Below are 20,849 nucleotides of genomic sequence, written 5' to 3' on the forward strand. Positions count from 1 at the left end.
CCCAGTAAATCAGTGCAGGCGGACCCGCGGGTCGAGGAAGGCGTACGCGACATCGACGAGGATGTTCGCGACCACCACCGCGGCCGACGCGAACAGCACGATGCCGATGATGACCGGGAGGTCCTGCCGGTTGATAGCGGTGACCACAGTCTGGCCCAGGCCCGGCAGGCTGAACACGGTCTCGGTCACCACGACACCACCGACCAGTTGGCCGAGGTCGATGCCGAACTGCGTCACCACCGGCGTGAGCGCACTTCGTAACCCGTGCCGGACGATCACTCGACTCTCGCGGATGCCCTTCGAGCGCGCCGTCCGGATGTAGTCCTCGCCGAGTACGTCGAGCATCGAGCCGCGCGTCAAGCGCGTGTACGTCGCCGCCAGCAGCAACGCCAGCGCGATCCACGGCAGCACCAAGTGCTGCAGCCACGCCCCAGGCCCGTCGCCGAACGCCGTGTACCCACCGGCCGGGAACCAGTTGAAGCCCGCCAAGGTCAGCTTGAAGTACAGGAAGTACAACAGCAGCAACCCGAGCAGGAACGACGGGAACGAGTAGAAGAACAACGCGAACATCGTCAGCCCACGATCCGCGAGCGATCGCGGATGCACCGCCGAGATCACGCCGTTCGTCACCCCGAGCAGCAGCCACAGTACGGCGGCGCCGAGCGCCAGCGACAACGTGACGGGCAACGCCTGCCCGATGATCGTTGTCACTGGCACCTGGTGGTAGTAGTCGTAGCCGAGGTTGCCCTGAAGGGCGTTCGTGACGAAGTTCAGGTACTGCTTCCAGACCGGCAGGTCGAGGCCGAGCCGGTGCTGGATCAACGCGACTGTCTCCGGGGTCGCCTGCCGGCCGGCCAGCGTTTGCGCAACGTTGCTAGGAGCAACGAAGAACAGCGCGAAGACGGCCATCGAGATCAGCCACAGCACCAGCAGACCGTGGCCGAGGCGACGGATCAGGAACTTAGCCATCACAGCCTCCTAGGTCCGGTCCGCGCGCGGGTCGAACGCGTCCCGGACACCGTCGCCGAACAGGTTGAACGCCAGCGTCGTGATCAGCAGGGCGAGACCGGGGAAGAGGATGAACCACCAGGCCGTCGTGTAGTAGTTCTGCGACGAGTTGATCATTCCGCCCCAGTCGGCGGTGGGTGGCGGCAGTCCGAGCCCGAGGAACGACAACGTCGCCTGGGTCACGATCACCACCGGTACCAGCAGCGTGGTGTAGACGATCACCGGAGCGAGCACATTCGGCAGGACATCGACGAACATGATCCGGCCGTCGCTCGCACCGAGCGATCGGGCCGCCTCGACGAACTCGCGTTCGCGCAGCGACAGCACCTGACCGCGGACGATCCGGGCCACCGACGCCCAGCTGAAGCAGCCGATCACCAGCACCGTCACGGTCAGGCTGGGCCCGGTGATCGAGACCAGGGCGATCGCCACCAGCAGGAACGGGACCGACAGCACCACGTCGATCAGCCGGGTCAGGACAGTGTCGGTGATCCCCCCGAGGAACCCCGCGGCAAGTCCTAGTACGACGCCGACCACGACCGTGATCGCCGTCGCGAACACCCCCACCAGCAGCGACACCCGCGCGCCGTACGCGATCCGGACCAGGATGTCGCGGCCCAGATCGTCGGTGCCGAACCAGAAGGTGCCGTTCGGTCCCCGTGGCAACCCCTCCGGCGTGAGCCCGATATCGCGGTACTGCTCGTTCGGCGGATGCCCGGTGATCGAGGCAAAGACCGGTGCGAACACCGCCATCAGCACGATCAGCACGATCACCACCAGCGAGATCATCGCCACCTTGTCCCGCCGCAGCCGCCGCAACGCGAGCACCAGCGGGCTCCGCCCCTCGATCGCCTGCGGCTCATCCAGGACGTCCACCAACTCGAGCGCGGCCGTCATGATGCCTTCAGATCCGGTACGGCGGTGGACAGGTCCTCGCCCAGCGTCAGCGGATAGAAGCAGGCGGTGCGGTGGTCGGCGGTGTCATCCAGTACGGCGGCCAGCGGCGGCTGGGCCGTCGCGCAGTCGGCCCGCGCCTTCGGGCAGCGCGTGTGGAACCTGCACCCCTCCGGCGGGTTCGTCGCGGACGGGATGTCACCACCGAGGATGATCTGCTCCCTGCTGTCGGCGGTGTCCGGGTCGGCGACCGGCAACGCCGACAGCAGGGCCCGGGTGTACGGATGCCGAGTCTGGCTGAACAACTCTTCGGTGGGTGCCAGTTCGGCGATCTTGCCCAGGTACATGACCGCGATCCGGTCGCTCACGTGCCGGACCACGGAAAGGTCGTGCGAGATGAACACGTAGGTCAGGTCCAGCTCCCGCTGGAGATCGGCCAGCAGGTTGATGATCTGGGCCTGGATCGACACGTCCAGCGCGGAGACCGGTTCGTCGCAGATGATCAGCTTCGGGCGCAGCGCCAGTGCTCGCGCGACCCCGATCCGTTGCCGCTGGCCCCCGGAGAACTCGGCCGGGAACCTGTTGTAGTGCTCGGGATTGAGCCCGACCAGCTCCATCAGCTCCTGGACCTTCTTCTTCCGTTGGTTGCGGGAGGCAATCCCGTGGATCGCGAACGGGTCGCCGATGATCGAGCCGACCCGGCGGCGCGGGTTCAGCGATCCGTACGGGTCCTGGAAGATCACCTGGATCTCGCGCCGGATCGGGCGCATCGCCCGGCGGGACAGCGTCGTGAGGTCGGTGCCGTCGAAGTGCACCGAGCCCGACGTCACGTCGTACAGATGAGCCATGCAGCGGGCCAGCGTCGACTTGCCGCAGCCGGTCTCGCCGACCAGGCCGAGCGTTTCGCCCTTGAAGACCTCGAGCGAGACGCCGTCGACGGCTTTGACCACCTCCTTCGAATGGGTCGGGAACTCCTTGCGGACCTCGTCCACTTTCAGCAGTAGGTCATTCATGACGCGATCGCCTCGTTCGCCTGAACAGGGAGCCAGCAGGCCGACTGGTGCCGCGGACCGATCTCGGCCAGCGGCGGCGCCTCGGTCCGGCACTTGTCGAACACATGCGGGCAGCGAGACGCGAACGGACAGCCCTTCGGCAGGCTGATCAGACTCGGCGGGCTGCCCGGGATCGGAGTCAGCCGGCCGCCGCCACGCGCCGGCAGTGACGCCAGCAGTCCCTGGGTGTACGGGTGGTGGTTGCGGTAGAAGATGTCCCGGCGCGGCGCCCGCTCCATCACGGTCCCGGCGTACATCACCACGACCTCGTCGGCCATCTCGGCCACCACGCCGAGATCGTGAGTGATCAGCACGATCGCCGTACCGAACTGTTGCTGCAGCCGGCGCATCACGTTCAGCACCTGGGCCTGCACGGTCACGTCGAGAGCGGTGGTCGGCTCGTCCGCGATCAGCAGCGCCGGGTCGAGCGCCATCGCCATCGCGATCATCACCCGCTGCCGCATCCCGCCGGAGAACTGGTGCGGGTAGTCGTCGATACGCTCCGCGGCCCGCGGGATGCCGACCAGCGTGAGCAGTTCGGCGGCCCGCTTCCGGGCGTCCTGCTTGCTGATCACCTGGTCGTGCGCGCGGATCATCTCGACGATCTGCCAGCCGATCCGGTAGTGCGGATGCAGACTCGACAACGGGTCCTGGAAGATCATCCCGATCCGCGCGCCACGCAGGTGCCGCAGCGTCGACTGGTCCGCGGTGATCAGGTCCGTTCCGTCGAAGTACGCCGTACCGGAGACCGTGGCACCGCGCGTCAGCCCGGTGACCGTTTGCGTGGAGACGCTCTTGCCGGATCCGGACTCACCAACGACCGCGAGCGTCTGGCCCGCCTCGACATCGAACGACAGGCCCCGGACGGCGCGGACGGTGCCGTCCGGGGTGTCGAAGGAGACCTTGAGGTCCCTTACTTCAAGCAGAGCCATGAGGTCAGCCGCCCTGCTTGTCCTTGGAGAGCCAGACGTTGGCAGGGTCGAAGTTCTGCAGGGAGGGCACGTAGACCGCGTTCTGAACCTGGGCCGCGTGGTAGTTCGCCTGCTTGTTGTTGGTGAGCGGGAAGAACGGCGCCTGGTCCATCACCCGGGCGTCGGCCTTGGCCCACAGCTCGGCTGCCTCGTCCTGCGTCTGCGCGGCGGCCGCTTGCTGGATCAGCGTGTTCGTCTCGGCGTCGTCGTACAGGCCGAAGTTGCTGCCGACCGGCGGGAACGCCTTCTTGCCGTAGAACAGCGGCTTGAAGAACGACAGTGCCGCGTTGCCGTACCAGTCCGCACCCCAGCCGGCCAGCGAGATGTCCCAGACACCCTTCTGAGCGACACTCGGCACCTGCAGGTACTTCACGTAGAAGTCCGAGTTCGGCGACGGTACGCCGGTCACCGTGATCCCGGCCTTGGTCAGGTCCTGCTGGATCGTCTGGAACGACTTGCTACTGCCCTCGGACGCGTTGCGGTACAGGAACTTCAGCGTCAGGTTCGGGAAGCCGGCCTCGGCGAGCAACTGCTTGGCCTTGTCCGGGTCGTACGGATACGGGTCGATCTGCTTCGAGCCGACGATGACGTCGGGCAGCACGTGGGTCAGCGGCGGGGCGAGTGTCTTGCCGCCGAGCACCTGCAGGATGTGGTCGCGGTTGATCGCGTAGCTGATCGCTTGGCGGACCTTCGGGTTCGCCAGCGCCTTGTTGTTGTTCGGCGAGACCGTGTTGTAGATGACGTACGGGTTGGAGCCCGCGGTGTCACCGATCTGCAGGTTCGGGTCCTTCTTCGCCTGCAGCGCCGGCAGCTGGGACGGCGGCGGCGCGACATCGAACTCCATGTCGGCGTTCGGCGTACCGGTCTGCAGCTGCTGCTGGATCGAGTCCTGGGTCAGGCCTTGCGTGACCACGACCTTGTCGACGTACGCCTTGCGGACCGGGTCGCTGGCCGGGTCCCACGCGGGGTTGCGGGAGTAGTTGATCGACTTGCTCGGCACCCAGGAGTCGACCTTGTACGGCCCGTCGGACGGGAAGTTGTTGCCGAGCTCGGTGCTGGCCGGGAGGTACTTCAGCGCCTCGACCGGAGCCGGCGACAGCGCCGGCAGCGTGAGCATGTCGACGAAGTAGCTGGCCGGTTGAGTGAGGTGGAAGACGACCGTGCTGTCGTCCTTCGCCTCGACCCCGGGCAGCGGCGTCTTGTCGATGTAGGCCTGGATCCCGGCGACGGTCTTCGGCGCCTTCGCGAACCCGTCGGCGAACTTCTGGTAGCCGTCGATCAGTTCGGCGAAGTCCGGCGTACCGCCGAACGGCTGGACCGGGTTGGCGGTCCGCTTGAACCCCCGGACCACGTCGGCCGCGGTGACCTGGCGGGCCGGCGTCGTTCCCCACTTCACGCCCGGGCGGATCTTGATCGTGTACGTCTTGCCGTCCGCGCTGATCCCGCCGTTCGCGGTGGTCGGGATCTCCGGCGCGATGTCCGGGACCGGCGAGGTGTTCTTGCCGTTCGGGTCGGCCGGGTAGGTGAACAGCTGGCGGCTCCACAGCCGCAGGCTCAGATAGCCGACGGAGTAGTAGCTGATATTCGGATCCATGTAGTCGACGTCCTGGACGCCGAGCATGTTCAGCGTTCCGCCGCTGACCGGCGTACCGGCTGTGCCGCCAGAGCCCGTCGGCGACGTGCCGTTACTGTTGCAGGCGGCGAGCGTCAAGCTCGCCACAGCGGCAAGGGATACTGCCGCCAGCCATCGTCTGGCCATGGATCCTCCTGATTGCGTCTGGTGGCCCGAAGTTAGGCTTTGCGGACCCAGCCGGAACCGCGATCACCGAAGCGTCAAAGAGTTGTCATTTGGCTCCGGGGCGAACATGACGGATTCATGACAGCCGTAACCGCCGTGCGGACCGCTGGTGAGCGACACTGGGTGCGTGGCACACAGCCTGTTGCTGGTCGACGACGAGCCCCGCATCCGCCGGGTACTGCGGCTCGCCCTGGAAGACGAGGGCTACGAGGTCGCTGAGGCGGCCAACGGCTTCGACGCGCTCGCGGCGTTGCGCCGCCAGCCGCCGGACGTGGTGCTGCTCGACATCATGCTGCCGGACCGGGACGGCTTCACCGTCTGCCGGGAGATCCGGCGGACCAGCGACGTACCGGTGATCATGGTGACCGCACGGACCGACAGCCACGACGTGGTCGCCGGGCTGGAGGCGGGCGCGGACGACTACGTGACCAAACCGCTGGTCGCCAAGGAGCTCTCCGCGCGGATCCGCGCGCTGCTGCGCCGGGTCGAGCCTGCCAACGCGCGGCAGCCCGACGTACTGGTCGTTGGCGATCTGACCATCGACATACCGGGGGCCGAGGTGACCCGCGGCGACACCGTGCTGCCGTTGACGCGGACCGAGTTCAAGCTGCTCGCGGAGCTGGCCGGTGCGGAGGGGCGCGTGCTGTCGCGCGAGCAGTTGCTGTCCAAGGTGTGGGGCTACGGCTACTTCGGCGACAGCCGCATCGTCGATGTCCACATCCGCCGGCTCCGCCTCAAGGTCGAGCACGATCCGGCCAGCCCCAAACACCTCGTCACCGCCCGCGGCCTCGGCTACCGACTGGTGAACTGAGTTGCGGCTTCTGGGCGGCACGAGTCTGCGGGGGCGGGTGACGATCGCCTACGGGCTGCTCGCGCTCGGACTCTCCGCGGTGCTCGCGATCGTCACGTGGAGCATCGTGTCGAACTACCTGACCGAGCAGCGCCGCGAGTCCGCGATCAACCAGACCTCCGACAACGCGGCCGCTTTCCGCTTCGGCCTGTACGGCGCTCCGGCGCCGTGCACGCCGGCCCGGCTGCGCGCCGAGTGTGTTCCGGCCGAGCCTCGTCCGGGCGTGACGGTGATGGATGTGGTGAACAGCTTGCCGACAAGTGATTCGGCCGCCTCGATGGTCTATGTCGATGGCACCTGGTATTCGCTGACCGGCCGGCCGGAGGACCTGCCGCAGGACCTGATCCAGTCGGCCCGGACGGGAGCGACGGCCGATCAGCGCATCGTCGTCAGCGGTCAGCGGGTGCTCGCGGTCGGCGTTCCGCTGGAACAGCCGGGAAATGCTCTCTTCGAGTGGCATCCGTTGGCGGGTCTGGACGACACCCTGCAGACGCTGCGGCTCACGCTGATCGCCGCGACGATCGCGACCCTGCTGATCGGGCTCGCGGTCGGGCGGCTCGCGAGTACGCTCGCGCTCCGGCCGCTGGCCGAGCTGACCAAGGTGGCGGACGCCGTCGCGCGCGGCCGGCTGGATGCGCGGCTCGAAGCCGAGAACGACCACGACCTCGGCGGGCTGGCGCGTTCGTTCAACCAGACCGCGGCCAACCTGGAACGCCGAGTCGCGGCCGACGCCCGGTTCGCCGGCGATGTCAGCCACGAGTTGCGGACACCGCTGATGACGATGCTGAACTCGATGCAGCTGATCCAGAACCATCGCGGTGAACTGCCCGAGGCCGTCCGCGAGCCGGTCGACCTGCTCGGCGACGACCTCGATCGGTTCCGACGGCTGGTGATCGACCTGCTCGAGATCTCTCGCGACGACGGCGGCGACCGCGGCAGCCGCGAGATCGTCCGGATCGCCGACCTGGTCCGCGCGGCCGCCGACGCGACCGCGGGCCGAGCGATCACCACGGTCGAACCACGCGCCGAGTTCCTGGTCATGCAGGCCGACAAACGCCGCCTCGAACGCGTCATCGCGAACCTGGTCGAGAACGCCGAGGACCACGCCGGCGGCTGCAAGGGCGTCACCGTCGCCCCCGGCGGCCTCGGCGTCGTCATCACCGTCGACGACGCCGGCCCCGGCATCGCCCCCGAAGACCGCAACCGCATCTTCGAACGCTTCGGCCGCGGCGAGACCAGCGGCCGCGGCCGCGGCGTCGGCCTGGGCCTCGCGATCGTCGCCCGCCACGTCATGTGGCACCAAGGCACCATCCACGTCACCGGCAACCCCGCCGGCGGCGCCCGCTTCGTCATCGAACTCCCCGCCAAGTAACCCTCGCGCCCCCTCCCCGCCCCACCACCTTGAGCACCCCTCAACCACGCGTCGCCGCGAATGGTGGTTGAGCCGTGCACAACGTCGTACGGCGCGGTGGTGAGCTGTGGCGCCGACCTTGAGCACCCGTCGACTGCCGCGGCGGGTGGAAATTGGTTGGTGCGTGCACAAGGTGCGCGTCTACTCTGGCGGCATGGCTACTTGCCTCTGTGTCTAGGTACGCAACCCGCTTCCGCACCAGAAGTGTGTTCGCTTACCATCACAGAGAGTTACAGTCATGATCACCGTCAGTGGTGTAGATCTTCGCGCCGGCGCCCGTCTGCTGCTGTCCGACCTCGCCTTCCACGTCGGCCCGGGGGACCGGGTCGGGCTTGTCGGCCGCAACGGCGCCGGCAAGACCACCTTGCTGAAGACGCTCGCCGGGGAAGAACGTCCGGCGGCTGGGACCATCACGGTCTCCGGCTCGGTCGGCTACCTGGCACAGGACCCGCGGGCAGCTGACCCCGAAACGACGGTCACGGACCGGATCCTGTCCGCCCGTGGCCTCGACACGGCCATCCACGACCTGCGCAAGGCCGAGGCCGCCATGAGCACCTCGACCGGTACGGCGCTCGAGCGCGCAATGGCGGCGTACGCGCGTGCTGAGACGCGGTTCCAGGCCGGTGGTGGCTATGCCGCCGAAGCCGAGGCGGCCCGGCTCGCCGGAGGCGTCGGCCTGCCGGTGCGTGCCTTGGAGCAGCCGGTGGGCGAGCTGTCCGGCGGGCAGCGCCGTCGCGTCGAGCTGGCCCGGATCTTGTTCGCACAGCACGACACATTGCTGCTCGACGAGCCCACCAACCACCTGGATGCGGACTCGGTGCTGTGGTTGCGGTCGTTCCTGCTCGGCTACCCGGGCGGGCTGATCGTGATCAGCCACGACCGAGAGTTGCTCAAGGCAACGGTCAACCGGGTGTTCCACCTGGATCCGCAGCGGACCACGATCGACGTCCACAACACCGGCTGGAACAAGTACCTGCAGCAACTCGAGCTCGACGAGCGGCGCCGGACGCGGGAGCGCGCGACCGCCGAACGCAAGGCGGCAACCCTGCACGCCCAGTCCCGCAAGATGATGGCCGGCGCCAACACAACCGTTGCCGCACGCAACATGGCTCGGCGCGCCGACAAACTCCTCTCGGGCCTGGAGCCGGTACGCCGTACCGACCGGGTGGCGAAGATCCGCCTGCCCGAACCGGTGCCGTCCGGCAAGACGCCACTCACCGCGCACGGCCTCAAGAAGGCGTACGGCGCTCTGCAGGTGCTCGACGGCGTCGACCTGGCGATCGACCGGGGGAGCAGGGTCGTCGTACTGGGCCTCAACGGCGCGGGCAAGACCACGCTGCTGCGGCTGCTCGCCGGGCGGGAGGAGCCGGACGCGGGTCGCGTCGTACCGGGACATGGTCTGCGGCTCGGCTACTTCGCGCAGGAGCACGACACTCTCGACCTGGCCGGTACGGTCCGGCAGAACCTGGCGGCGGTCGCGCCCGGCCTGACCGATGGCGAGGTCCGCAACGTGCTCGGCTCGTTCCTGTTCAGCGGTGACGACGTCGACAAGCCGGCCGGTGTCCTCTCCGGCGGCGAGAAGACCCGGCTCGCCCTGGCCGGCCTGGTGCACTCCGGCGCCAACGTCCTGCTCCTCGACGAGCCGACCAACAACCTGGACCCCGCCTCCCGCGACGAGGTCCTCGGCGCGGTCGGCAGCTACCCCGGCGCGATCGTCATGGTCACCCACGACGAAGGCGCCATCGAAGCCCTCCGCCCCGACCGAGTCCTCATCCTCCCCGACGCCGACGAGGACCTCTGGTCCGACGACTACCTGTCGCTGGTCTCGTTGGCCTGATGGTCGGATAGCTTCGGCGCGTGATGAAGCGACTGGCGACGCTGGCCCTCGTGCTGGCGTCGCCGACCGGCTGCGGTGCCGGGTGTGCCGCCGAACTGTCGGTGGATCCGGTGACAGTCAACGGGCACGGCCGACCGACGGTCGACCTCTCACTGGCCGCCCGACTGACCGACGACGGCAACCCCGTGGTCGGTGCCAAGATCGAGTTCTTCGCCCAAGGACCCAACGGCGTCCTCCTCGGAGCCGCCAGCACCGGCCCCGACGGGGTCGCCCACCTACAAGCTCAGCGTGCTCTGGGTCCGGACTCCGTCAACGGCCGCCAAGCTCCTACCTGGACCAGCTACGCGGCTCGGGTCGCCGTCCTGCAGCAGACCGACGAGGCTGCCGACGCGATCTGCGCTGGCCAAGTGACCGCTCCGTTCCGGTTCACGCCCTGATCTCAACCCCAGGGTTGAGGTGGAGGTTCCACCTGGGAGCGAACTGTGGGCTGACGTCGGCCGGGTCCTTTCCGAGGAGATTGGAGGCAACGAAAACTCCTCGGAAGGGATCCTCACATGTCGGCCCACGTCGTACTGGCGGTCTTGGTGGCGGGCTTCGTGCTGGTGCGGGTGGTCGGGCGGCAGCTCGTCGGCTCACTGGTCACGCAGCGCTCGTTGTTCGTACTACCGGGCGCGCTGCTCGCCCTCGGGCTGTTCTCGCTGTGGCCGGTGCTTCACCAGGCGTCGGTCGGGGAGCTCGCGTTCCTGCTGCTGGACTGTGTTCTGCTGCTCGGGTTCGGGGTGGCTCGCGGCGCCAGCCTGCGGCTGACCCGGACTCCGGAGGGTCTGTGGCAGAAGGGCACCACTGCGACGCTCCTGCTGTGGCTGCTCACGATCGCACTCCGGGTCGCCGGTGCGTTCGCGTCCCAGGCGCTGTGGCCGCACAACCCCGTGAGTCAGGCATCGCTCGTCTTCACCATCGGCCTGACGATCGCCGCGCAGAGCGCGACCGTCTACCAGCGAGCCCAGAACCAGCACATCCCGCTGGCCACGCAGCAGGCATGATGAGACTGTGCAACTGACGCTTCAGGACCAGGTACGGCGCCTCCCCGGCCCGGCCCTGTTCCTGCGCGCGCTACCGAGTCTGCTGGTCGTGTTCACCGTCGTCACCAGCTACGGCGGCAGCGACGTACGCCGGCTGCCGGATCCGGTGATCGTCGCGCTCGCCGTGATCGTTGTCATCAGCAACGGCTGGCTGGTCGTCCTGCGCGACGGTGAACCGCTCGGCCGCGCGGTGATCGCCTTGCTGGTCTTCGCGGTCGCCGGCTCGCTGCTCTGGTTCGCACTTCCGGGAAGTGCGCTGATCGCGCTTCCGTACTGGGTGACACGGATCGCGGTCCGCTACCACCGGCCCGGGCCGGCCGAATGGGTGGCGGTGGGAATCGGAACGCTCGGAGCGAGCGTTCCGTTCTACCTCGGCACCCACTCGGTCGGCGCCGTACTCGGCGTGGTCTTCAGCGTGGTGGCGTTGGTGCTCGCATCGACCAACCGGCGCAATCGCGAGACCCAGCGGGAAGAACTCGAGGTCTCGCTGGCCCGCAAGCAGACCGCGCTCGAGGAACACGGGCGAGCTGCCGCACTGGCCGAGCGGGCGCGCATCGCGCGGGACGTGCACGACGTACTGGCGCATTCGCTCGCGGGGTTGTCGCTGAATCTGCAGGGCGCGCGGTTGATGCTGGTTCGCGACGGTGCTTCGCCGGAGGCGATCGAGCAGGTGACGCGGGCGCAGGACCTGGCGGCCGAAGGACTGGCCGAGGCGCGCCGGGCGGTCGCGGCATTGCGCGAGGACTCGGTGCCGGACGAGCGAGCGCTCGCCGACCTGGTCACGACGTACCGGCTGGAGAGCGGCGCCACGGCAACCTTCGAGACCTCCGGTACGGCGCGGGAGCTGCCGGCCGAGGTGATGAACGCCCTGTACCGGACCTTGCAGGAGGCGCTGGCCAACACCCGCAAGCACGCGGTGGGCGCGCCGGTAGCGGTGAGACTCGAGTACGGCGACGGTGTGCGGCTGACCGTGGCGGACCGGCCGGGAAGGCGCCCGGAGCGCGCAGCGCCGGGCGGCTACGGTCTGGTCGGGATGCGCGAGCGGGCCGAGCTGCTGGGTGGGTCGCTGGAGGCCGGGCCGGTCGCGGACGGCTGGCGAGTCGAGCTGAAGGTGCCGGGATGAGTGTGCGGGTGGTGGTCGCCGACGACCAGCGGGTGGTTCGCGACGGTCTGGTGACGTTGCTGAAACTGCTGCCCGGGATCGATGTGGTCGCGGCCGCGTCCGACGGTGCGGAGGCGGTCGAGTTGGTTGCCGAGCACAACCCGGACGTGCTGCTGGTCGACCTGCGGATGCCGAACGTCGATGGTGTCGAAGCGACCCGTCAGGTCCGGGCCGAGTATCCCGGGACAGAGGTCGTCGTGCTCACGACGTACAGCGACGACGACTCGGTGCTGTCCGCGCTCCGCGCGGGTGCGCGCGGCTTCCTCACCAAGGACGCCGACGCGGAGTCGATCGGTCGCGCGATCGAGGCGGCCGCCGCCGGTCAGTCCATCCTCGACGCCGACGTCCAGCGCCGCCTGATCGAAGGCGCCACGACGCCCCCGAAGCCGCCCGGCACCGGGCTGACTCCGCGCGAACTCGACGTACTGCGCCTGATCGCCGAAGGACTCTCGAACACCGAGATCGCCCGCCGCCTGGTCGTCAGCGAGGCGACCGTGAAGACCCACATCAACCACCTCTTCGCCAAGGCCAATCTCCGCGACCGAGCCCAAGCAGTCGCCTACGCCTACCGCCTCGGCCTGGCCTGACGGTCACCGGTCGATGGTGACGGTGCCGACGATGATGCGGTGGTCGGAGCAGGGGCCGGCGCAGTTCTGGGCGATGGCGAGGGAGTCTTCGGTGTAGGGGCCGGTGAGGTGGTTCTTGCGGACGAAGATCAGGTCGATCTTCTTCGATTGGCCCGCGCACCCTTCGGTGTTGTTCTCGGTGGTCTTCTCGCCGTAGCCGGGGCAGATCGGGTCCAGGTCGTCGAGTTCGCGGTACTGGCCGCGGTTCTGCTTGTTGACGTCGGTCACCAGCGCGGCGTCGTACCAGTCGTCGAGGCGCCCCCAGCTCGGCTGGGCGTTGAAGTCACCGGCGATCAGCGTGGTGTCGCCGTTCGCGTTCTGCTGCTCCAGCAAGGACAGCACCTTCTGCAACTGCTGGACATTCGTGCTGTACGGCGTGATGTGCGCCGTGCAGAAGCGCAGTTGCGGCCGCGCGACCAGTGGCGCGCACAGCAGTTGGCGCTGCTCCTTGGTCTCGTCCTGGGGGAGCAGCACCTTCTGGGCCGTCCCCAGCGGGAACTTGCTGAAGATCGCCTCGCCGAAGGCTTCCCCGTTGCAGACATCGGCGCGCTGTTCGGCGAACCGGGAGAAGTTCGTCGTGTCCTGCGGCCACCCGGCCGCCGCGAGCCTGCTCTGGATCTCCTTGTACTGCTGCCAGCAGATCTCGTTCAGCGCCACGAACTGCGCTCCCCGCGCCTGGATCGAGGAGACCGCGCCGCTCACCATCCCGTTGCTGATCGACGCCTTGTGCATCGCCCAGCCGGCCACGTTCCAGCTCCAGACGTTGTACGTCGCGGTGGTGCCGGCCGCGGTCGCGGGTGCGGCGGTGGCGAGCATCAGAAAGGCAGACAGGACGGCAACGAGACGACGCATGAGGCTGCTCCTGGGGCGGGGGAGAGGGCGTGGTCAGTAGCCTACCGAGGAATTCATCACCCCGTGTATTTCTCACCGAGTCCCCTCATGGGTTAGCCTCGACATATGAACAGTTCTGCAGATGTGCAGGGTCTGGACGAATGTGCGGTCCGGCTCGTCGATCCCGAGCGCGTCACGAGCGTCAACGCGCGGATGCCGGCCGAGGACGACATCGTCGACACCGCCGACGTCTTCAGTCTGCTCGGTGATCCGCGCCGGCTGAAGTTGCTGGTCGCGCTGCTCGACGGTGAGCTCTGCGTCTGCGATCTGGCCGCGGTCACCGGCCTCAGCGAGTCGGCGACCTCGCATGCGCTGCGGCTGCTCCGTGCGCACCGGGTGGTCGCCGTACGGCGGGATGGGCGGAACGCGTTCTACCGGCTCGACGACGCGCACGTGCGGATGCTGGTCGACCTCGCGGTCGCGCACACCGAGCACACCGACGCCATCCACCCGGAGCGCTGAGATGGCTGAAGCGGGGCACGGCCACGGTCACGGGCACGGCCATGCGGTCAGTGGCAACGCGGACCGGAAGTTGCTGAGCGGTGCATTGGCGCTGATTGTCGGCTTCATGCTGGCCGAGGTGGTGGTCGGGTTCGCGGCCGGTTCGCTGGCGCTGATCACCGACGCCGCGCACATGCTGACCGATGCGATCGCGATCGTGCTCGCGCTGGTCGCGATCCGGCTCTCCGCGAAGCCGCCGGCCGGTGGCTTCACCTACGGGTTCAAGCGGGTCGAGATCCTGTCCGCCCAGGCGAACGGGATCACCCTGCTGCTGCTCGCGGCGTACTTCGTCTACGAGGCCGTGAACCGGATGATCCACCCGCCGGAAGTGAAGGGCGCGCTCGTCCTGATCACCGGTGTGGTCGGCATTGTCGTGAACCTGTTCGCCACCTGGCTGATCAGCAAGGCCAACCGTTCCAGCCTGAATGTCGAAGGCGCCTTCCAGCACATCCTCAACGACCTGTTCGCGTTCATCGCGACCGCGCTCGCCGGTCTGGTGGTGCTGCTGACCGGCTTCGCCCGGGCGGACGCCATCGCCGCGCTGGTCGTCGCTGCGCTGATGCTGAAGGCCGGTGTCTCGCTGGTGCGTGACTCAGGCCGGATCTTCCTCGAGGCGGCCCCGGCCGCGATCGACCCGCAGGCGCTTGGCGCCGAGCTGTGCGCGATCGAGGGCGTCGTCGAGGTGCACGACCTGCACGTCTGGGAGATCACCTCCGGTGAGCCGGCGGCCTCGGCGCACGTGATGGTTGCCGAAGGCCTGGACTGTCACCAGATCCGCGTGAAGATCGAGACGCTACTGGCCGAGCGCCACTCGCTGACTCATTCGACGCTGCAGGTCGACCACGCCAGCGACAGCGACATCGCCGCGCACTGCTCGGACGCGCATGGCACCGTGCACCGCTCGATCACAGACGCTGGACGAGGACCTGACCTGGCCAGTCCGGGGCATTCTCCCGCTGCACACTGAAGCTCACATCGCGCGTGAAGCCCTGCGATTCGTAGTACCGGATCAACGCCCCGTCGTTGCCCGCGAAGCAGTCGAGCCGGACAACCTTCACGTCGGCCTCCCGGGCCAGCTCGCGCGCATGGTCGAGCAGTACGCCGCCCAGGCCGTGGCCGGTCAGCGCGCGGTCGGTGACGAGCAGCCGCACGAAGACCTCGGGTTCCGCGGCCGGCGGTACCGGCGGCTTGGCCTCTCCGATGGCCAGCGCGCCGACCAGGCGGCCGTCGTACTCCGCGATCCAGAGGCCGCCCTCGGCGGCGTACCCGGAGATCTGTCCGATCCGCCACGGGCTGGTCGAGTGCGGCTGGGTGCCCCACTGGTCGGTGCGGCCCTGCGCGACCAGCCACTCGGTCGCTCCGTCGAGCAGGGCGAGCACTGCCGGTACGTCGCTCGCGCCGCCTGGCCGCATCGTGATCTGCACGTTGTCAGGATAGATGTCGAAAACGCTCTGTCAGTCTCTACCAAGGGGTGGAGAGAGGAGCTCACCATGAGCGCACAGAAGCTGGACAAGACCTTCACCGCACCGCTGCTGAAGAGCCCGGCCAAGGGCGGCTGGACCTACGTGCAGCTGCCGGGATCGGCGGAGTACTTCGGCACCCGTGGGCTGGTGAAGGTGCGCGGGACGATGGACGGACACCCGTTCGAGAGCTCGTTCATGGCGCTGGGTGACGGCACCCACAAGCTGCCGGTGAAGGCGGATCTCCGCGCCCTTTTGGCGAAAAACCCCGGTGACGAGATCACCGTGCACCTCACGGAGCGGCTCTGAACCGGCCAGCATCTCGTGGCGATGGTCACAATCTGTCATGTTCTGAGTAAGGACTCTGTGAAGAATCGCCGCTGACAGCCTCCTCGACTGTGGTTCATCCGGTCCGGACCGTAAGTTCGGGTCGGGTGGTCCGTCGAGATGTGGGGTGAAGGAACGTGCAACGGGGCTCGTGTGCGGTGCCGTCGGCCTGCCCGGACGCGTCGGAGCGGACATCGTGACGGCGCTGAACAGGGTGCTGGTCGTCGCCGGGGTCGTGGTGATGATCGGTGGAGTCGCGCTCGGCTTCCGCTCGGTGTCGTCGAGCGGGACCAATTGCGGCTCGGCCTTCCGCACCGCAGGCGGCATCACGCCGATGACCTGCGACAGCGCACTCAGCACTGCGGGCACGCTGGTCACGGTGGTGATCGCTGCCGGCGCGCTGATGCTGGCGGCCGCGGTGGCCGTCAAGATGCTCGCGGCTCGCGCACACGCAGCTAAATAAGGGTGCGGGCTGCGCCCGGTAGCGCGAAGCTGTGGGGGATGACTATCGAACCCTTCCGGCTCGCTGTGCCGGACACCGACCTGGCTGATCTGCGGACCCGACTCGACCTGGTCCGATGGCCGGACGAGATCCCGGGCGTCGGCTGGGAGTACGGCGTACCGCTGGGGTATCTGCAGGACCTGGTCGCGTACTGGCGGGACACCTACGACTGGCGAGCAGCCGAGGCCCGGCTGAACGAGTGGCCGCAGTTCACCACCACGATCGACGGCGCCCGCGTGCACTTCGCCCACCTGCGCTCCTCTGCACCGGATGCGATCCCGCTGATCCTCACCCACGGCTGGCCGGGGTCGATCATCGAGTTCAGCGAGGTCGCCGGACCGTTGCTCGAGTCGTTCCATCTCGTCATCCCGAGCATCCCCGGCTTCGGCCTGTCCGGCCCGACCCGCGACCGCGGCTGGGAGTACCAGCGCATCGCGCGCGCCTGGGCCGTGCTGATGGCCGACCTCGGCTACGACCGGTACGGCGTTCAGGGCGGCGACTGGGGTGCCGCGATCTCGCGCGAACTCGGGCGGATCCACCCGGAGCGGGTGATCGGCGTACATCTCAATCTGATTCCCGGGGCCGGCGCGACCTCGGAACCGACGGACGAGGAGCTCGCGCCACTCGATGAGGCCGAGCGGGAGCGGACCTGGGCGTCGTGGCGCCGGTATCAGGCCTGGGCCAAGGAAGAGCAGGGGTACGCCGAACTGCAGTCGACCCGGCCGCAGACGCTGGCCTACGCGCTGACCGACTCGCCGGTCGGGCAGCTGGCGTGGATCGCGGAGAAGTTCGCGGCCTGGAGCGATCCGGCGAGCGAGATCGACCGCGATCACCTGCTCACCAACGTGATGCTCTACTGGCTCACCAGGACGGCGGGTTCGGCGAGCCGGGTCTACTACGAGCGCGCGCACGCGTCGTACGGGGATCAGACCTCGACCACGCCGACCGCCTTGCTCGACCTCGCGCACGAGAACTTCATCCCGCTGCGGCACAAGGTCGAGCGGACCGACAATGTCGTTCGCTGGACGAGTCATCCGCACGGCGGGCATTTTGCGGCCATGGAGCAGGCGGCCGTTTTTGTCGGGGACGTCCGTGCCTTCTTCGCCGACCTCTCTTAGAATAGTGGCTGCTATGGGCTGGGGGGCCATCAAACGGGCGTGACCGATCGAGGCATCGGCTGCGCCATGGGGGGCGGGGCGGTGATCCGAGTGCTGCTCGGACACCGGGGCGCATTGCTTCGCGGAGCATTGGCCACGGTGTTCGCGACCGAAGATGACCTGGATGTTGTTGCTGTGCTCGAGCACGCCGACGAGGTTCTGCTCGCGACCGCGCGGCTGCAACCCGACGTACTGGTGTTGGATGCGCAGTTCGACCTGCGGGTCGAGACGGTGATCCGGCGCGCGCCGGCGACCGACGTACTGGTGTTGTCGGAGCCTGATCTACCGGCGGCGGTGAGCCTGCGACTGGCTCGCCAGGTGCCTCGGATCGGGTTGATCGCGACCGATGCGTCGCCCGGCGAGCTGGTCACGGCGATCCGGCAGTTGGCGTCCGGGGAGACCGTTCTGGATCCGGGGCTGGCGCTGGCCGCACTACGGGCCGGCGACAATCCGCTGACCGATCGCGAGCGCCAGGTGCTGCGACTGGTGACAACAGGCGCGACCGCGCAGGAGATCGCGCGCAAGCTGTGTCTGAGCGCGGGAACGGTGCGCAACTACCTGTCCCGCATCCTCACCAAGACCCACGCCCGGTCCCGGATCGATGCCGTCCGCAAAGCCGAACGGGCAGGCTGGATCTGAGGCTGCCGACGGCCGGACTAGGGTTGCCGGTATGGGTTTCACCGGCTTCCCGGCGGCAGCGCTGGACTTCTACGACGACCTCGAGATGGACAACACCAAGTCCTACTGGACGGCCAACAAGCACATCTACGAGGAGTCGGTCCGAACGCCGATGGCCGCGTTGCTGGCCGAGCTGGAAGCCGAGTTCGGCAAGGCCAAGCTCTTCCGGCCCTATCGTGACGTCCGCTTCGCCAAGGACAAAACGCCGTACAAGACGCACCAGGGCGCGTTCATCGACCTAGCACCCGCCACCGGCTGGTACGTCGAGGTGTCGGCCCCCGGGGTACGAGTGGCAGCCGGCTTCTACGAGGCCAACTCCGAACGCCTCGCACGCGTCCGCACCGCCATCGACGACGACCGCCGAGGCAAACAACTCGAAGACCTACTGGCCGACCTCACCAAAGCCGGCTGGACAGTAGGCGGCGACCGCCTCAAAACCAGCCCCCGCGGCTACGACGCCGACCACCCCCGCATCGAGCTGTTGCGCCACAAGTCCCTCACCGTCACCAAGTCCTACGGCTTCGAGCCGATCATCCACACCCCAGACCTGGCCACCGCCATCCGCGCCGACTGGCACGCCACCCGCCCCCTCCTCACCTGGCTAACCGACAACACCTAGTTCCCCTCGCGGCCCGACTACGCCCGCTCCCCCGTCGCGTGCTACGCAGTCCGCCCCACCCACCCCCTTGCGCGCTCGCTGCCGCTCGCTCGCCTGCTCGCTGCGCTCGCGGTCGGCTCGCGACGCTCGCCGGGGCGAGTGCGGGTGGTCGACAGGTGCCGGTGATGGGGACGAACCGGGAGTAGGGCGCGGTCGTCAGGTGCGGCGCAGTCGGAGACGTGCATTCTCGGCTCGTGATCCGGGTCTCGCGAAGCGCTGTGCCGCGATCGACGCCGGACCGCCAGGCCATCACAACTGCCCCGACCGCCAACATCCACGCGGCGGCCGGGCCGAGAGCAACCAGTTGTGATGGCCCTGGGATCCGCACGCCCGGACGCCCGTCACCCACTCGATTCGCCCGCCGAACACCCGACCTCGGCAACACCACCCCTGCTGGAGTTCCTCAAAGAGCTCTGACTCGTACGATGAATAGATGCCGAGATCGTCAGGCCCGCCGACCGTTCGTCTCCGCCGCCTGGCCGCCGAACTCAGGGCGTTCCGCGCCGATGCTCAACTGACCCGCGAGCAGGTCGAAGAGCAGACCGGCGTCAACCAGGGCACTCTCTGGCGACTCGAGAAGGGGCACGCCAAACCCCATAACGGCACCCTGGAAACGCTCTTCGATCTGTACGACGTCCCCGCGCCGCGGCGGGCCGAGCTCATCGAACTGGCCCGCGGCGCGAAGTCTCCCGGCTGGTTGCGGCAGTACCGGGAGTATTCGCATGAGCTGTCACAGGGGTACGCGACCTACATCAGCTTCGAGTCCGAGGCGAAGGCCGTTCACAATTTCGAGACTCTTCTCGTGCCAGGTCTGTTGCAGACCGAGGAGTACGCACGGGCGACGATGCTCGACGGTCTACCGATTGAAGAAGAGGCGGTACGACGTCGTGTCCAGGTGCGGATGGAGCGGCAAGCGATCCTGACGCGGTCGTCGGCAGCCGGCGAGCCACTGCAGTTCTGGGCGGTGGTCGACGAAGCAGCCCTGCACAGGGTCGTCGGCAGCCGGGAGATCATGCACGCCCAGCTCGGCAAGCTCCTGGAGTTGAACGAACGGCCCAACGTCACCTTGCAGGTCATCCCGTTCGAGAAGGGCGCTCACCCGGGGATGAATGGTTCCTTCGCGCGGCTCATCTTCGGCGGCGGCGTACCTGACCTCATCTACGAAGAGCGTTGGGGCGGAGATCTCTTCCTGGAGCTGGAATCCGAGATCGACCGCTACAGCTTCGTCTTCGATCGGCTGCGAGCTACTGCACTGAGCCCTCGCGATTCGAGTTCTCTCATCGCCGGACTGCGCTCCCAGTAGCGGTTGTCCACAACCTCGCATTTTCGACGCCGATAGGTACAGCGCCGCCCCCTGGCGACCACCCAAATTCGGATGGTGACCAGCCGGTCGCCATCCGTACGGTCGTCTCATGACGACCAGACGTTCCTTCAACGGATCAGCGGTCCCTGAGCAGCGGGGCGGGCATGCTGGATCCCTGTCGCCCGTGTCCGTCCCGCTTTCCACCTCGCTACCGCGATCCGCCACAGCCGCCTGGGACTGGGGGATCGCAACAGAACAGTCAGGCTTCGAAGTCTTTGCGGATGCCGGCGAGGATGTCGCGGGTCTTGTTCGGCGCGGGTGCGGCTACGCAGAGGGCTTCCATGGTGGCGGTGTACTGGTCGAGGTCTTCGAGCTTGTCCAGGTAGAGGGCGCTGGTGAGGTGCTCGATATACACCACGTCGGCGAGGTCGGGCTCGGGGAAGCGGAGGATGCTGTAGGCGCCGCCGGTGGCGGCGTGGCCTCCGGCGCCGAAGCCCATGACTTGCAGCGTGATGTTGGGGAGCTGGCTCATCTCGATGAGGTGGTCGAGCTGCATCATCATCGTCTTCACGCCGCCGATCGGGCAGCGCAGGACCGCTTCGTCGATGACGGCCCAGAGGCGGACCGGGCTCGGGCGGGTGAGGACGTCCTGGCGGCTGACTCGCAGGTTGACGCGGCGCT

At 68.0% G+C, this 20,849-nt stretch carries 23 protein-coding genes; 15 read left to right on the top strand and 8 right to left on the bottom strand.

All coding sequences use genetic code 11. The annotated features are described in order from the left end of the window. Positions 1–9: 9 nt before the first annotated feature. From ABZS29_RS16015 to ABZS29_RS16035, 5 genes are read right to left on the bottom strand one after another with little or no spacing between them, the layout of a single operon-like run. Positions 10–969 carry an ABC transporter permease gene (locus tag ABZS29_RS16015; RefSeq protein WP_355462473.1) on the bottom strand — a complete coding sequence of 320 codons (960 nt, stop codon included), beginning with the start codon at positions 967–969 and terminating at the stop codon, positions 10–12. A gap of 9 nt (positions 970–978) precedes the next feature. Then, positions 979–1,905: an ABC transporter permease gene (locus tag ABZS29_RS16020; protein WP_355462475.1), complete on the bottom strand. Its 927-nt coding sequence runs from the start codon at positions 1,903–1,905 to the stop codon at positions 979–981. Continuing rightward, entirely contained in the window at positions 1,902–2,915 is a 1,014-nt protein-coding gene (locus ABZS29_RS16025; RefSeq protein WP_355462476.1) for an oligopeptide/dipeptide ABC transporter ATP-binding protein, read from the bottom strand. The genes ABZS29_RS16020 and ABZS29_RS16025 overlap by 4 nt, the downstream gene beginning before the upstream one ends. Then, complete coding sequence (locus tag ABZS29_RS16030; RefSeq protein ID WP_355462478.1) at positions 2,912–3,886, bottom strand: ABC transporter ATP-binding protein; 975 nt, start codon at positions 3,884–3,886, stop codon at positions 2,912–2,914. Before ABZS29_RS16030 ends, ABZS29_RS16025 begins: the two co-directional genes overlap by 4 nt. A 4-nt stretch (positions 3,887–3,890) precedes the next feature. Then, positions 3,891–5,684 (bottom strand): ABC transporter substrate-binding protein, encoded by a 1,794-nt coding sequence (locus ABZS29_RS16035; protein ID WP_355462480.1) that lies wholly within the window; start codon positions 5,682–5,684, stop codon positions 3,891–3,893. A 166-nt stretch (positions 5,685–5,850) separates the two neighbouring features. On the opposite strand from ABZS29_RS16035, the gene ABZS29_RS16040 reads away from it, so the two are divergent. The 7 genes from ABZS29_RS16040 to ABZS29_RS16070 all read left to right on the top strand — a co-directional run bounded on the left by ABZS29_RS16040 (position 5,851) and on the right by ABZS29_RS16070 (position 12,652). Continuing rightward, positions 5,851–6,534: a response regulator transcription factor gene (locus ABZS29_RS16040; RefSeq protein ID WP_355462481.1), complete on the top strand. Its 684-nt coding sequence runs from the start codon at positions 5,851–5,853 to the stop codon at positions 6,532–6,534. Between the two features lies 1 nt (position 6,535). Then, positions 6,536–7,945 (top strand): HAMP domain-containing sensor histidine kinase, encoded by a 1,410-nt coding sequence (locus ABZS29_RS16045; RefSeq protein ID WP_355462483.1) that lies wholly within the window; start codon positions 6,536–6,538, stop codon positions 7,943–7,945. 277 nt (positions 7,946–8,222) lie between these two features. After that, positions 8,223–9,821, top strand: coding sequence for an ABC-F family ATP-binding cassette domain-containing protein (locus ABZS29_RS16050; protein WP_355462485.1), 1,599 nt, complete (start codon positions 8,223–8,225; stop codon positions 9,819–9,821). A 20-nt stretch (positions 9,822–9,841) separates the two neighbouring features. Next, positions 9,842–10,258 carry a hypothetical protein gene (locus tag ABZS29_RS16055; RefSeq protein ID WP_355462488.1) on the top strand — a complete coding sequence of 139 codons (417 nt, stop codon included), beginning with the start codon at positions 9,842–9,844 and terminating at the stop codon, positions 10,256–10,258. Positions 10,259–10,375: 117 nt separating this feature from the next. Next, positions 10,376–10,864, top strand: a complete 489-nt coding sequence (locus ABZS29_RS16060; protein WP_355462490.1) for a hypothetical protein — start codon at positions 10,376–10,378, stop codon at positions 10,862–10,864. 7 nt (positions 10,865–10,871) lie between these two features. Continuing rightward, entirely contained in the window at positions 10,872–12,026 is a 1,155-nt protein-coding gene (locus tag ABZS29_RS16065; protein WP_355462492.1) for a histidine kinase, read from the top strand. Next, positions 12,023–12,652 carry a response regulator transcription factor gene (locus tag ABZS29_RS16070; protein WP_355462493.1) on the top strand — a complete coding sequence of 210 codons (630 nt, stop codon included), beginning with the start codon at positions 12,023–12,025 and terminating at the stop codon, positions 12,650–12,652. Before ABZS29_RS16065 ends, ABZS29_RS16070 begins: the two co-directional genes overlap by 4 nt. A 3-nt stretch (positions 12,653–12,655) precedes the next feature. Here the strand turns inward: ABZS29_RS16070 and ABZS29_RS16075 are convergent, their stop codons facing one another. Beyond that, a complete protein-coding gene (locus ABZS29_RS16075) occupies positions 12,656–13,543 on the bottom strand; it encodes an endonuclease/exonuclease/phosphatase family protein (RefSeq protein WP_355462495.1) in 888 nt (295 codons plus the stop codon). 105 nt (positions 13,544–13,648) lie between these two features. On the opposite strand from ABZS29_RS16075, the gene ABZS29_RS16080 reads away from it, so the two are divergent. Next, the gene (locus ABZS29_RS16080) at positions 13,649–14,044 is read left to right on the top strand and encodes a metalloregulator ArsR/SmtB family transcription factor (protein ID WP_132403857.1); all 396 of its coding nucleotides are present in this window, start codon (positions 13,649–13,651) and stop codon (positions 14,042–14,044) included. Between the two features lies 1 nt (position 14,045). Continuing rightward, a complete protein-coding gene (locus ABZS29_RS16085) occupies positions 14,046–15,050 on the top strand; it encodes a cation diffusion facilitator family transporter (protein ID WP_355462497.1) in 1,005 nt (334 codons plus the stop codon). On the opposite strand, the gene ABZS29_RS16090 is transcribed toward ABZS29_RS16085, so the two are convergent. Next, complete coding sequence (locus tag ABZS29_RS16090) at positions 14,989–15,507, bottom strand: GNAT family N-acetyltransferase (protein WP_355462498.1); 519 nt, start codon at positions 15,505–15,507, stop codon at positions 14,989–14,991. The genes ABZS29_RS16085 and ABZS29_RS16090 overlap by 62 nt on opposite strands. A gap of 66 nt (positions 15,508–15,573) precedes the next feature. Between ABZS29_RS16090 and ABZS29_RS16095 the strand changes: the two genes are divergently transcribed. From ABZS29_RS16095 to ABZS29_RS16120, 6 genes are all read left to right on the top strand, one after another. Next, positions 15,574–15,852 carry a DUF1905 domain-containing protein gene (locus ABZS29_RS16095; protein WP_355462500.1) on the top strand — a complete coding sequence of 93 codons (279 nt, stop codon included), beginning with the start codon at positions 15,574–15,576 and terminating at the stop codon, positions 15,850–15,852. 145 nt (positions 15,853–15,997) lie between these two features. Beyond that, positions 15,998–16,333 (top strand): hypothetical protein, encoded by a 336-nt coding sequence (locus ABZS29_RS16100; protein WP_355462501.1) that lies wholly within the window; start codon positions 15,998–16,000, stop codon positions 16,331–16,333. 38 nt (positions 16,334–16,371) lie between these two features. Continuing rightward, the gene (locus ABZS29_RS16105; protein WP_355462503.1) at positions 16,372–17,490 is read left to right on the top strand and encodes an epoxide hydrolase family protein; all 1,119 of its coding nucleotides are present in this window, start codon (positions 16,372–16,374) and stop codon (positions 17,488–17,490) included. Between the two features lie 39 nt (positions 17,491–17,529). After that, the gene (locus tag ABZS29_RS16110) at positions 17,530–18,168 is read left to right on the top strand and encodes a response regulator transcription factor (RefSeq protein WP_355462505.1); all 639 of its coding nucleotides are present in this window, start codon (positions 17,530–17,532) and stop codon (positions 18,166–18,168) included. Positions 18,169–18,199: 31 nt separating this feature from the next. After that, positions 18,200–18,826 carry a DUF2461 domain-containing protein gene (locus tag ABZS29_RS16115; protein WP_355462507.1) on the top strand — a complete coding sequence of 209 codons (627 nt, stop codon included), beginning with the start codon at positions 18,200–18,202 and terminating at the stop codon, positions 18,824–18,826. 472 nt (positions 18,827–19,298) lie between these two features. Further along, positions 19,299–20,168, top strand: a complete 870-nt coding sequence (locus ABZS29_RS16120; protein WP_355462509.1) for a helix-turn-helix transcriptional regulator — start codon at positions 19,299–19,301, stop codon at positions 20,166–20,168. 259 nt (positions 20,169–20,427) lie between these two features. On the opposite strand, the gene ABZS29_RS16125 is transcribed toward ABZS29_RS16120, so the two are convergent. Continuing rightward, positions 20,428–20,849, bottom strand: a 422-nt coding sequence (locus ABZS29_RS16125; protein ID WP_355462511.1) for a DUF5753 domain-containing protein, incomplete at its 5' end; no start/stop codon positions are given.

The sequence above is a fragment of the Kribbella sp. NPDC005582 genome (assembly GCF_040605415.1).
Classification (GTDB): Bacteria; Actinomycetota; Actinomycetes; order Propionibacteriales; family Kribbellaceae; genus Kribbella.

Excerpts from the sequence above, each read along its gene's own strand:
- ABZS29_RS16070 (WP_355462493.1), top strand. The coding sequence starts at position 12,023 with ATGAGTGTGCGGGTGGTGGTCGCCGACGACCAGCGGGTGGTTCGCGAC.
- ABZS29_RS16060 (WP_355462490.1), top strand. The coding sequence starts at position 10,376 with ATGTCGGCCCACGTCGTACTGGCGGTCTTGGTGGCGGGCTTCGTGCTG.
- ABZS29_RS16120 (WP_355462509.1), top strand. The coding sequence starts at position 19,299 with ATGCCGAGATCGTCAGGCCCGCCGACCGTTCGTCTCCGCCGCCTGGCC.
- ABZS29_RS16075 (WP_355462495.1), bottom strand. The coding sequence starts at position 13,543 with ATGCGTCGTCTCGTTGCCGTCCTGTCTGCCTTTCTGATGCTCGCCACC.
- ABZS29_RS16030 (WP_355462478.1), bottom strand. The coding sequence starts at position 3,886 with ATGGCTCTGCTTGAAGTAAGGGACCTCAAGGTCTCCTTCGACACCCCG.
- ABZS29_RS16035 (WP_355462480.1), bottom strand. The coding sequence starts at position 5,684 with ATGGCCAGACGATGGCTGGCGGCAGTATCCCTTGCCGCTGTGGCGAGC.
- ABZS29_RS16020 (WP_355462475.1), bottom strand. The coding sequence starts at position 1,905 with ATGACGGCCGCGCTCGAGTTGGTGGACGTCCTGGATGAGCCGCAGGCG.
- ABZS29_RS16105 (WP_355462503.1), top strand. The coding sequence starts at position 16,372 with ATGACTATCGAACCCTTCCGGCTCGCTGTGCCGGACACCGACCTGGCT.
- ABZS29_RS16095 (WP_355462500.1), top strand. The coding sequence starts at position 15,574 with ATGAGCGCACAGAAGCTGGACAAGACCTTCACCGCACCGCTGCTGAAG.
- ABZS29_RS16080 (WP_132403857.1), top strand. The coding sequence starts at position 13,649 with ATGAACAGTTCTGCAGATGTGCAGGGTCTGGACGAATGTGCGGTCCGG.
- ABZS29_RS16050 (WP_355462485.1), top strand. The coding sequence starts at position 8,223 with ATGATCACCGTCAGTGGTGTAGATCTTCGCGCCGGCGCCCGTCTGCTG.
- ABZS29_RS16085 (WP_355462497.1), top strand. The coding sequence starts at position 14,046 with ATGGCTGAAGCGGGGCACGGCCACGGTCACGGGCACGGCCATGCGGTC.
- ABZS29_RS16115 (WP_355462507.1), top strand. The coding sequence starts at position 18,200 with ATGGGTTTCACCGGCTTCCCGGCGGCAGCGCTGGACTTCTACGACGAC.
- ABZS29_RS16025 (WP_355462476.1), bottom strand. The coding sequence starts at position 2,915 with ATGAATGACCTACTGCTGAAAGTGGACGAGGTCCGCAAGGAGTTCCCG.
- ABZS29_RS16015 (WP_355462473.1), bottom strand. The coding sequence starts at position 969 with ATGGCTAAGTTCCTGATCCGTCGCCTCGGCCACGGTCTGCTGGTGCTG.